The sequence below is a fragment of the Pseudomonas fluorescens genome, from assembly GCF_005938625.1.
GTDB lineage: Bacteria > Pseudomonadota > Gammaproteobacteria > Pseudomonadales > Pseudomonadaceae > Aquipseudomonas > Aquipseudomonas fluorescens_BD.
In genome coordinates this window covers 147,478-158,859 of sequence record NZ_VCNJ01000001.1, presented here as the reverse complement: position 1 = coordinate 158,859, position 11,382 = coordinate 147,478, and the positions used below count along the sequence as shown (strand labels likewise).

General features: G+C 60.1%; 10 protein-coding genes. 5 read left to right on the top strand and 5 right to left on the bottom strand.

What is annotated here, in order from left to right; all coding sequences use genetic code 11:
• Nucleotides 1-31 precede the first annotated feature (31 nt).
• The 5 genes from FGA82_RS00675 (at nt 32) to FGA82_RS00655 (ending at nt 5,270) form a co-directional block, all read left to right on the top strand.
• Complete coding sequence (locus FGA82_RS00675; protein WP_141125645.1) at nt 32-550, top strand: GNAT family N-acetyltransferase; 519 nt, start codon at nt 32-34, stop codon at nt 548-550.
• A gap of 200 nt (nt 551-750) precedes the next feature.
• A complete protein-coding gene (locus FGA82_RS00670; protein ID WP_141125644.1) occupies nt 751-1,917 on the top strand; it encodes an MFS transporter in 1,167 nt (388 codons plus the stop codon).
• Nucleotides 1,918-2,087: 170 nt separating this feature from the next.
• A complete protein-coding gene (locus FGA82_RS00665) occupies nt 2,088-2,774 on the top strand; it encodes an HPP family protein (RefSeq protein WP_141125643.1) in 687 nt (228 codons plus the stop codon).
• A 234-nt stretch (nt 2,775-3,008) separates the two neighbouring features.
• Complete coding sequence (locus FGA82_RS00660; protein WP_141125642.1) at nt 3,009-4,115, top strand: enoyl-CoA hydratase/isomerase family protein; 1,107 nt, start codon at nt 3,009-3,011, stop codon at nt 4,113-4,115.
• Nucleotides 4,116-4,118: 3 nt separating this feature from the next.
• Nucleotides 4,119-5,270 (top strand): acyl-CoA dehydrogenase family protein, encoded by a 1,152-nt coding sequence (locus FGA82_RS00655; protein ID WP_003224706.1) that lies wholly within the window; start codon nt 4,119-4,121, stop codon nt 5,268-5,270.
• Nucleotides 5,271-5,623: 353 nt separating this feature from the next.
• On the opposite strand, the gene FGA82_RS00650 is transcribed toward FGA82_RS00655, so the two are convergent.
• The 5 genes from FGA82_RS00650 to FGA82_RS00630 form a co-directional block, all read right to left on the bottom strand.
• Nucleotides 5,624-6,397: an enoyl-CoA hydratase gene (locus FGA82_RS00650; protein WP_141125641.1), complete on the bottom strand. Its 774-nt coding sequence runs from the start codon at nt 6,395-6,397 to the stop codon at nt 5,624-5,626.
• A gap of 14 nt (nt 6,398-6,411) precedes the next feature.
• Nucleotides 6,412-7,539: an acyl-CoA dehydrogenase gene (locus FGA82_RS00645; protein ID WP_141125640.1), complete on the bottom strand. Its 1,128-nt coding sequence runs from the start codon at nt 7,537-7,539 to the stop codon at nt 6,412-6,414.
• A gap of 138 nt (nt 7,540-7,677) precedes the next feature.
• A complete protein-coding gene (locus tag FGA82_RS00640) occupies nt 7,678-8,871 on the bottom strand; it encodes an acetyl-CoA C-acyltransferase (protein ID WP_141125639.1) in 1,194 nt (397 codons plus the stop codon).
• Between the two features lie 12 nt (nt 8,872-8,883).
• The gene (locus tag FGA82_RS00635) at nt 8,884-9,645 is read right to left on the bottom strand and encodes an SDR family NAD(P)-dependent oxidoreductase (RefSeq protein ID WP_141125638.1); all 762 of its coding nucleotides are present in this window, start codon (nt 9,643-9,645) and stop codon (nt 8,884-8,886) included.
• A gap of 16 nt (nt 9,646-9,661) precedes the next feature.
• Nucleotides 9,662-11,326 (bottom strand): AMP-binding protein, encoded by a 1,665-nt coding sequence (locus FGA82_RS00630; protein WP_141125637.1) that lies wholly within the window; start codon nt 11,324-11,326, stop codon nt 9,662-9,664.
• Nucleotides 11,327-11,382 lie beyond the last annotated feature (56 nt).

Here is an 11,382-nt window from a genome sequence, read left to right as displayed (position 1 = left end):
CGAGCTCTTGACCGACAGGATGCGCCTCAACATGACCTTCGACGTACGCCGCGCCAGCCTTGCTGACGCGGTAGCCCTCCCCGCGATCGAGCGTTCGGCAGCGCAATTGTTTCGTCTTGATCCGCCGTTGGCGTGGCTGGCTGATGCCGAAGTGCCTGATGCTGCCCAGCATCTGCAGGCCATCGAACAGGCATACGTGTGGGTTGCTGAAAATAGCGATGGGCAACTGACTGGATTTGTTCGTGCTGTAGACATCGATCAGCACATGCACATTGAGGAGCTATCCGTCAGTCAGGCTTTTCAGGGACAAGGCATTGGTCGCGCACTGGTTGCGGCAGTCATCGAACAAGCGCGGGCGATGCGGTTGAACTCAGTGACGCTCACCACCTTTCGCGATCTGCCGTGGAATGCGCCGTTTTATCAGAGGTTGGGGTTTGTCGAGTTGGCGAATGTACAAGCCGATCGCCATTTACGCGATGCGCTGCAAGCCGAAGCCCACCATGGCTTTCCCGCAGAGCGGCGCTGCGCGATGCGCCTGCCCCTTTCCTGAAGACAACACAAATCCCCTGTAGGCCTTCGCCTGCTCGCGATAGCGGAGTGTCAGTCAACATTGATTTCTCTGACCCAACGCTATCGCGAGCAGGCTCACTCCTACAGGGGGGTTGTGTTATGGCAGCTTGACCGGTGGTGATTGCCCGGTAAGGATGACGCACGCCCGCCAGGCATTTGAAATAAGGACATTGACCCTTCGTGGCCACCTACTCGCGCCTCATCCGCCGGTTGATGATCAGCTCGCTGACCGTTGTTATCAGCCGCGCGCTGATCAGCCCGCTGCTGACGCTGTTCCTCAGCAACAAGCTCGGCCTCAACCCGCAAGACGTCGGCCTGCTGCTGGGCATTGCGGTGTTCAGCGCCACGTTGTTGTCGTTGTACGGCGGCTACATCATCGATCGGCTGGACAAGCGCCAGTTACTGATCCTGACCATGCTCTCCAGCGGTATCGGTCTGATCCTGCTGACCTTCGCGCAGAATCTGTATCTGGTCACCCTGGTGCTGATCATCAGCGAAACGGCGTCGGCGCTGTTCCTCATCTGCTCCAAAGCCATCCTCAGTGAAAACCTGCCGGTGGGCCAGCGGGTCAAGGCGTTTTCCCTGAACTACACGCTGACCAACATCGGTTACGCCGTCGGCCCGATAATCGGCGTGGTGATTGCCGGCGTTCAGCCGTCAGCGCCGTTTATCGTCGCGGGCGCGATTGCCATCGGCAGCATCTTTCTGCTGTTCGGTGCCGTGCGCGAAGTGAATCCGGTCGCCGCGGTCGCTCAGCCACAAAGTTTTCTGAAAACCCTGATCATCCTGAAAAACGACCGCACGATGATCCTGTTTACCCTGGGTTGCCTGCTCAGCACGCTGGTGCACGGGCGTTTCACCCTGTACCTGTCGCAATACCTGCTGGTCACCCACACCCAGCAGCAGACGCTGGATACCATGGCCGCCCTGCTCGCTTGCAACGCAATCACGGTGATTGTGTTGCAATACCAGATCGGCCGATTGCTCACCCGTGAACACCTGCGCTACTGGATTGCCGGCGGCACCGCGTTGTTCATCGTCGGGCTGATCGGCTTCAGTCTGGCCGACAGCCTGATCGGCTGGTGCGTGGCGATGTTCATCTTCACCTTGGGCGAGATGATCATTTATCCGGCCGACTTTTTGTTTGTCGACACCCTCGCCCCGGAAGAACTGCGCGGCAGCTATTACGGCGCGCAGAACCTCGCAGCCCTGGGCGGTGCGGCCAGTCCGGTCATGTGCGGATTTTTGCTGATGCACACGCCGGCCCCCAGCATGTTCTATGCCTTGAGCGCACTGGCGGCTGTGGGCGGCTACATGTGCTTCGTCAGTGGCCGTCGCGTCGTTTAAATTCAAAATTAATGCACTAAACCTGCATTAATATGAATTTGTCAGCATCGATTTTGCCCGGCACACTGTGCACGTTCCTCCCCCAATGTTGGAACAACTTCGAGGGCTTTCCGGATATGCCGGACAAGTCCTTTTTTTTGCCTCGAATTTGCTGCAAGGACTGGATTCACATGCTCGCTCGCTGGTTGCCCGCCGCCATCAATACCCGCCCGACCGAATGGAGCCGCGCCGCCATCGGCATGGCCTTGGGCACGCTGTTCAGTGTGTGGTTGTGCGCGCAGGTGTTTGGCCATGAAGTCGCCTATCACCTGATCGGCCCGCTGGGCGCATCGGCGGTGTTGCTGTTTGCCGTGTCCTCCGGCGCGCTCGCCCAGCCGTGGTCGATTCTCGGCGGCTACTTGTGTGCCGGCGTCGTCGCGTTGCTGGTGGCCCATGTGCTCGGCCGAACCCTTGGCAGCGCGTGTGTGGCGGCAGGCATGGCGCTGATTTTGATGTGCTGGCTGCGTTGCCTGCATCCACCGGCCGGGGCGTTAGCGCTGACGCTGGTTCTGGCTGATCCGGCGACCATCGCCATGGACTGGAAAGCCATGGAGCCGGTGATGCTCGGCGCGGCGTGCATGCTGCTCAGTGCCGTGGCCTACAACAACCTGACACGCATTTGTTACCCGAAACGTCCGGCTGAACCGGCGCCGATCGTTGCGCCCGTCGACAGTCAGGCCATTACCACTGAAGACCTCAAACTTGCTTTGGCCGACATGGAAGCCTTCATCGACATCACTCCCGAAGATCTGGAACAGTTGATCCACGCCAGTGAACTGCACGCCAAGCGCCGCAGCATTACCCAAACCTTCAGCTGATCCCCTGTGTAGGAGCTGCCGCAGGCTGCGATCTTTTGATCTTGTTTTTAAAGGTCAAAAGATCGCAGCCTTCGGCAGCTCCTACATGAGCCCGCGTACATTTTCGATTAAGGTAAAAACGCAGACAGGCCCTGCACATATCCCCGTTGTACACGGCAAATTTGCACTGTTACGATCCGGTAACGCTCGCGCGCGAGCTTCTCGAATAAAGACAATAAAAGCAGGGAGTTACTGATGACAGCTCAGGCTTCATCCCAGCGGACACCGTCCATGGATGCCACGCAAAACGAAGTGCTGGCCGAAGTTCGCAACCACATCGGTCACCTGATCCTCAACCGCCCCGCCGGCCTCAATGCCATCACCCTCGACATGGTGCGTTTGCTGCAACAGCAGCTCGACGCCTGGGCGACTGACGCCAATGTCCACGCCGTTGTGCTGCGCGGTGCCGGTGAAAAAGCCTTCTGCGCCGGTGGCGACATTCGCTCGCTGTACGACAGTTTCAAAAGCGGCGACACCCTGCACGAAGATTTTTTCGTTGAGGAATACGCTCTCGACCTGACCATTCATCACTACCGCAAACCGGTGCTGGCGCTGATGGATGGTTTTGTCCTCGGCGGCGGCATGGGCCTGGTGCAAGGCGCCGACCTGCGCGTGGTCACCGAGAAGAGCCGACTGGCGATGCCGGAAGTCGCCATCGGTTATTTCCCGGATGTCGGTGGCAGTTATTTCCTGCCGCGCATTCCCGGTGAGCTGGGGATTTATCTGGGGGTCAGCGGCGTACAGATCCGTGCCGCCGATGCGCTGTATTGCGGCCTCGCCGACTGGTACCTGGACAGCAGCAAACTGACGCTGCTCGACGAAAGACTCGATCAGATGGAATGGCAGGATACTCCGCTCAAGGCGCTGCAAAACCTGCTGGCCAAACACGCCGTGCAAACCCTGCCCGATGCGCCGCTCGAAGCCTTGCGCCCGGCCATCGACCATTTCTTTGCCCTGCCGGATGTGCCGAGCATGGTTGAGCAGTTACGCGCGGTGACCGTCGCCGACAGCCGTGAGTGGGCGACCGCCACCGCTGACCTGCTGCAAACCCGCTCGCCGCTGGCCATGGCCGTGACGCTGGAGATGCTGCGTCGTGGCCGCCACTTGAGTCTGGAACATTGCTTCGCCCTGGAGCTGCATCTGGATCGCCAGTGGTTCGAGCGCGGCGACCTGATCGAAGGCGTGCGCGCCCTGCTGATTGATAAAGACAAGACACCGCGCTGGAACCCGCCGACCCTCGCTGCACTGGACGCTGCGCATGTCGCGAGTTTCTTCCAAGGCTTTGATGAGAGCGGGAGCTGAGCCATGCACGATCTCGAACTGACTGAAGAACAAGTGATGATCCGCGACATGGCCCGGGACTTCGCCCGTGGCGAAATCGCGCCGCACGCGCAGGCCTGGGAAAAGGCTGGCTGGATCGACGACGCGCTCGTCGCGAAAATGGGTGAACTCGGTTTGCTTGGCATGGTGGTGCCTGAGGAATGGGGCGGCACTTACGTCGATTACGTCGCCTACGCTTTGGCCGTGGAGGAGATTTCCGCCGGTGACGGCGCGACCGGCGCCTTCATGAGCATCCACAACTCGGTGGGCTGCGGCCCGGTGCTCAATTACGGCAGCGAAGCACAGAAACAAACCTGGCTGGCGGATCTGGCCAGCGGGCAAACCATCGGCTGCTTCTGCCTGACCGAACCTCAGGCCGGCTCCGAAGCGCACAACCTGCGCACTCGCGCCGAACTGCGTGACGGTCAATGGGTGATCAACGGCGCCAAGCAATTTGTCAGCAACGGCAAACGGGCGAAGCTGGCGATTGTGTTTGCGGTGACCGATCCGGATCTGGGCAAGAAAGGTATTTCGGCGTTTCTGGTGCCGACCGATACCGCCGGTTTTATCGTTGATCGTACTGAGCACAAGATGGGCATTCGTGCCTCCGATACCTGTGCGGTGACGCTGAACAACTGCAGCATTCCTGAGGCCAATCTGCTCGGCGAGCGCGGCAAAGGGCTGGCGATTGCCCTGTCCAACCTTGAAGGCGGACGCATCGGTATCGCCGCGCAAGCACTGGGGATCGCCCGCGCGGCGTTTGAGGCGGCGCTGGTGTATTCGCGTGATCGCATCCAGTTCGGCAAACCGATCAATGAGCACCAGAGCATCGCCAACCTGCTGGCTGACATGCACATGCAAATCAACGCCGCGCGGCTGATGATCCTGCATGCGGCGCGGCTGCGCACGGCGGGTAAACCGTGTTTGTCCGAGGCTTCGCAGGCCAAGCTGTTTGCTTCGGAAATGGCCGAGAAGGTCTGCTCTTCAGCGATTCAGATTCATGGCGGGTATGGGTATCTGGAGGATTATCCGGTCGAGAAGTACTACCGTGATGCACGGATTACCCAGATCTATGAAGGGTCGAGCGAGATTCAGCGGATGGTGATTGCGCGGGAGTTGAAGAACTATCAGTTGTAATGGTGTTGGCCCCTTTCCCTCACCCCAGCCCTCCCGAAACGTCGGACCGCCCAGAGGGAGAGGGAGCCGACCGAGATGCCTGGCGTTATCCATCGACCTGAAAGATCGTCGATTATGGATTCGCTAAAGCAGGATCAGATCGGCGTACATTCCAGGCATCCCCCAATCAGTCCCCTCTTCCTCCGGGAGAGGGTTAGGGTGAGGGGCTTTTGATTTTGATGTATATCAAGCCATAAAAGCTTCGCGAGCAAGCTCGCTCCCACAGGGATCTCCAGTGAACACAAAGGCTGTGTTTGCCGACAAACCAATGTGGGAGCGAGCCTGCTCGCGAAGGCGTTAGTCAGGCCCGCGCATTACTTGCCTTGGAATGCCGCCTCACGCTTGGCAATAAACGCCGCCATCCCTTCCTTCTGATCCTGCGTGGCAAACGCCGCGTGGAACACCCGACGCTCGAAGCGCACGCCCTCAGTCAGGTTCACTTCAAAGGCACGATTCACACTTTCCTTGACCATCATCGCAATCGGCAGCGACTTGCTGGCGATCACTGCCGCCACCTTCAGCGCCTCATCAAGCAACTCATCACTCGGCACGATCCGCGCGACAATCCCGCAACGCTCAGCTTCCACCGCATCAATCAAACGCCCACTCAGGCACATTTCCATGGCTTTCGCCTTGCCCACGGCGCGAGTCAGGCGCTGGGTGCCGCCCATGCCCGGCAACACACCGAGATTGATTTCCGGTTGACCGAATCTGGCGTTGTCGCCAGCCAGAATGAAGTCGCACATCAACGCCAACTCACAGCCACCACCGAGGGCGAAACCGTTAACGGCGGCGATGATCGGCTTACGGCGGTTAGCCACGCGATCGCTGTCGCTGAACAGGTCGTCCATGTAGATCTGCGGATAGGTCAGTTCGGCCATTTCCTTGATATCGGCACCGGCGGCAAAGGCTTTTTTCGAGCCAGTGAGGACGATGCAACCGATGTTCGCATCCGCTTCCAGTGCATCAAGGGCCTGGTTCACTTCGCTGACCAGTTGCGCATTCAGGGCGTTCAGCGCCTGCGGGCGATTGAGGGTGATCAGGCCAACGCGGCCGTGGGTTTCGAGCAGAATGGTTTCGTAAGTCATAAACAAACTCCTTCTTAAAGATTGCGCGAAATGACCATGCGCTGAATGTCGCTGGTGCCTTCGTAGATCTGGCAGACGCGCACGTCGCGGTAGATACGTTCCAGCGGGAAGTCGTTGAGGTAACCGTAACCACCGAGGGTTTGCAACGCCATCGAACAGACCTTCTCGGCCATTTCCGAAGCGAACAGTTTGGCCATCGACGCCTCGACCAAGGCCGGTTGACCGCTGTCGCGCAGGGCCGCCGCGTAATGCACCATCTGCCGGGCAACTGCAATTTGCGTGGCCATGTCGGCCAAGCGGAATGCCACGGCCTGATGCTCGATGATCGGCTTGCCGAAGGTGTCGCGCTCGCGGGCGTAATCACGTGCTGCTTCGAACGCCGCGCGGGCCATGCCCACCGATTGCGATGCGATGCCGACGCGGCCGCCTTCAAGGTTGGCCAGGGCAATCTTGTAGCCCTCGCCCTCCTCGCCCAAACGGTTGGCCACCGGCACTTTGACGTCTTCGAAGAGAATCTGGCAGGTGTCGGACGCGTGTTGACCGAGCTTGTCTTCGACGCGAGCAACTTTGTAGCCCGGCGAATCGGTCGGCACGATAAACGCAGTGATGCCGCGTTTGCCGGCACTCGGATCGGTCACGGCAAACACAATCACGATCCCGGCGTTTTGCCCTGAAGTGATGAACTGTTTGCAGCCGTTCAGCACGTAGTGATCACCTTCCAGCCGTGCCCGGGTTTTCAGGCTGCTGGCGTCGGAACCGGCCTGCGGTTCGGTCAATGCAAAGGCACCGAGCATCGCGCCGCTGGCCAGCGGCTTGAGAAAGCGTTCGCGCTGATCGTCGTTGCCGAACTTGAGGATCGGCACGCAACCCACCGAGTTGTGCACGCTCATGATCGTCGAGCAGGCGCCATCGCCAGCAGCGATTTCTTCAAGGGCCATGGCGTACGCCAGATAACCGGTGTCGCAACCACCCCACTGGTCCGGCACGAGCATGCCGAAGAAGCCCAGCTCAGCCATTTGAGCGATGGCTTCCTTGGGGAAACGGTGCTCGCGATCCCACTCGGCGGCGAACGGCTTCAAGCGTTCCTCGGCGAACTGTCGGGCCATGTCGCGGATCTGGGTTTGGTCTTCGTTGGGAATCATGGTGAATCCTTAAATCCGGGTTACACACGTTCCCCTGTAGGAGCTGCCGCAGGCTGCGATCTTTTGATCTTGATTTAAAAACAAGATCAAAAGATCGCAGCCTCGTTGCACTCGTCAGCTCCTACAGGATTAGTGTGTTTAGTAAAGGCATTCCACAGCCATGGCCGTGGCTTCGCCGCCGCCGATGCAGATCGCCGCGATACCGCGTTTCTGCTTTCTCTGGCGCAATGCCGAGAGCAACGTGACCAGAATCCGCGCACCGGACGCGCCGATCGGATGGCCCAGCGCACAGGCACCGCCATGCACATTCAGCTTGTCATGGGGGATTTCCAGGTGCGTCATTGCCGCCATGCCAACCACGGCAAACGCCTCGTTGACCTCAAACAGATCAACATCACCCAGCGACCAACCGGTTTTCTTGATCAACTTTTTGATCGCCCCAATCGGTGCCACCGGGAACAGACCCGGAGTGTCGGCGAACGCCGCGTGGCCATGGATCACCGCCAACGGTTTCAACCCGAGTTTCTGCGCTTGCGACTGACGCATCAGCACCAGCGCCGCTGCACCGTCAGAGATCGAGCTGGAGTTCGCCGCCGTCACCGTGCCGCCTTCGCGGAACGCCGGTTTCAGCGAGGCAACTTTGTCCAGTTTGGCTTTCGGTGGCTGTTCGTCGTTGCTGATCAGCACCTGCTCTTTGCCGACGGTCACGGTCAGCGGGACGATTTCGTCCTTGAAGCTGCCGTCCTTGATCGCCTGCTGCGCGCGGGTGGTCGAGGCGATGGCAAACGCATCCTGCGCTTCACGGCTGAAGTGGTTGGTCTCGGCACAATCCTCGGCGAAGGTGCCCATCAAACGGCCCTTGTCGTAGGCATCTTCGAGACCGTCGAGGAACATTGAGTCAAGCACGCGGCCATGGCCCATGCGGTAACCGGCACGGGCACGATCCAGCAGATACGGCGAGTTGGACATGCTTTCCATGCCGCCGGCAATCACCACGTCGGCACTGCCAGCCACCAGCATGTCGTGAGCCAGAATCGTGGTTTCCATGCCCGAACCGCACATCTTGTTGATGGTGGTGCAACGGGTCGATTTATCCAGCCCGGCGCCCAATGCCGCTTGGCGTGCAGGCGCCTGGCCGAGGCCCGCAGGCAGTACGCAACCGAACAACACTTCATCGACCGCATCGCTGCCGACACCAGAGCGCTCAACCGCAGCCTTGATCGCCGCAGCGCCGAGTTGCGGCGCGGTGAGGCTTTTCAGTTCGCCCTGAAAGCCGCCCATGGGCGTGCGTACGGCGCTGACGATAACAATCGGATCGTTGGAAATAGACATGACAAATCCTCCTTACTTGGCGGCCATGCGCAAGGCACCGTCGAGACGGATCACCTCGCCGTTGAGCATGCTGTTTTCGATGATATGCCGAACCAGTGCGGCGTACTCGGCGGGCTTGCCCAGACGCGGCGGGAACGGCACGCCGGCGGCCAGCGATTCGCGGACTTCCGGGGTCATGCCGGCCATCATCGGCGTTTCAAAAATGCCCGGTGCGATGGTCATCACACGGATGCCGAAACGCGCCAGTTCACGGGCGGCGGGCAGAGTCAGGCTAGCGATAGCGCCTTTCGAGGCGGAGTACGCCGCTTGGCCAATCTGACCGTCAAACGCCGCGACCGATGCGGTGTTGATGATCACGCCGCGCTCGCCGTCAGCGTTCGCCTCGGATTCAGCAATCGCCGCAGCGGCCAGACGCAGCATGTTGAAACTACCAATCAGGTTGACGTTGATCACCTGAGCAAAACTGCTCAGCGCATGTGGGCCGTTCTTGCCGAGGATCTTCTCGCCACGAACGATGCCGGCGCAGTTGACCAGACCATTGAGGCTGCCAAAGGCTTTGACGGTCGCCTGCACGGCAGCTTCGGCGGCGGCTTCGTTGCTGATATCGGCAACCACGCTTTGCGCGCCCAGACGCTGAGCCTGCGCGGCGACTGCTTCGGCATTCATGTCCACCAGCATCACTTTGGCGCCGGCACTGAGCAGCAATTCAGCGGTGGCGGCACCGAGGCCGGAGGCGCCGCCGGTGACGATAAAAACCTTGTTCTCGATCTGCATGACTGTAGTTCCTGATTCAAGCTGAAACGTTATGCGCCGCAGCCTCTTGAGCCTTGGCGATTTCCTGGTTGCGCAAGATAAAGCGCTGCAATTTGCCACTCGGGGTCTTGGGCAATTCGCTGACAAATTCGATTTCACGCGGGTATGAATGCGCGGCCAGACGCTTGCGCACGTGTTGGCGCAGTTCTTCGGCCAGCTCAGGCGCGGCGCGGTATTGCGCACTCAGTACGACAAAAGCTTTGACCAGTTCGGTGCGCTCCGGATCCGGTTTGCCGACCACCGCCGCCTCGACGACCGCCGGGTGTTCGATCAGCGCGCTTTCCACGTCGAAGGGGCCGACGCGGTAGCCCGATGTGGTGATCACGTCATCGCTGCGGCCGACGAAACTGATGCTGCCGTCCGGGTTCCATTCCACGGTGTCGCCGCTCAAGTAGTAATCGCCGACGAAGGCCTTGGTCGGCGCGCCTTCGTAGCCACCGAACCAGCACATCGGCGATTGCGGCCGGTCGATGGCAAGAATGCCGGGCTGGCCGACACCGAGTTCTTTGTACTGCTCATTGAGCACAACAATCCGGTGGCCAGGCGAGGCGAAACCGGCGGCGCCGACGTGCACCGCGTGATCGAGGCCGTGGTGGTTACACAACACCATGCCCAGTTCGGTCTGACCGTAATGGTCGTGGATGACCACGCCGAGGTTGTCGGCGAACCAGCGGATCACTTCCGGGTTCAGCGGTTCACCGGCACTGCTGACGATGCGCAATTTGCCTTTTATCGACTTGGCGAATTCGTCACCGCCAGCAATCAGCAAGCGGTATGCGGTTGGCGAACCGGTGAGGTTGGTGATGCCGTATTTGTTGATCACCCGGCAGGTGCTTTCGAGAGTGAACGGGCCATCGTAGAAGGTGATCGGGTGGCCCATCGACAAAGGCCCGGTCACGCCGAAATAGATGCCGTAAGCCCAGCCCGGATCGGCGACGTTCCAGAACGCATCTTCCGGGCGCAGATCGACGGCATCACGGGTGTAGCTCTGGAAGGCAACGATGGCTTTGAGCGGCACCGACAGCGCTTTCGACGGGCCGGTGGTGCCCGAGGTGAACATCAGCAAGAACGGGTCTTCGCCGGTCAGCAATACCGGTTCGCAGACGTTGGAATGGTTGGCCAGTTCGGCCCAGAAACTGAAGTCGCCACGGACGATGCCCTGGCCTTTCGCGCCGCCGACGGTAACGAGCGTTGGGCAATCGGCGACTTCAGCGAGTTTCGGCCGGTTGACGGCGTCGGTCACCACGACTTTGGCGCCGGAACTGTTCAGGCGATGTTCGAGGGCTTTCGGGCCGAACGCGGTGAACAGCGGTTGATACACCGCGCCGATGCGCCAGGTGGCCAACACAGTGATGAGCAATTCGACGTTGCGCGGCAGCAGCCCGGCGACCTTGTCACCTTTCTGCACGCCTTGGGCGAGAAGGAAATTGGCGAAACGCGCGGCTTTGTCCTGCAACTCGCTGAACGTGTACGTTGCGCTGGAGCCATCGCGCCCTTCCCAGAACAGCGCAATGCGCCCCGGCAAGGCATGCCGGTCGCAGCATTCGACGCAGGCGTTGAGCGCCGCAAGCGTACCGCTGAGTGCGGCATCCACGGTGTGCTGATAGTTGAACTGTGTGGTGGCAGACAAGTAATCGCGCATTGCCAGAATCCCTCTGTTTTTTATTAGGCTGGGAAGCGTAAACAACAGAGGGATAG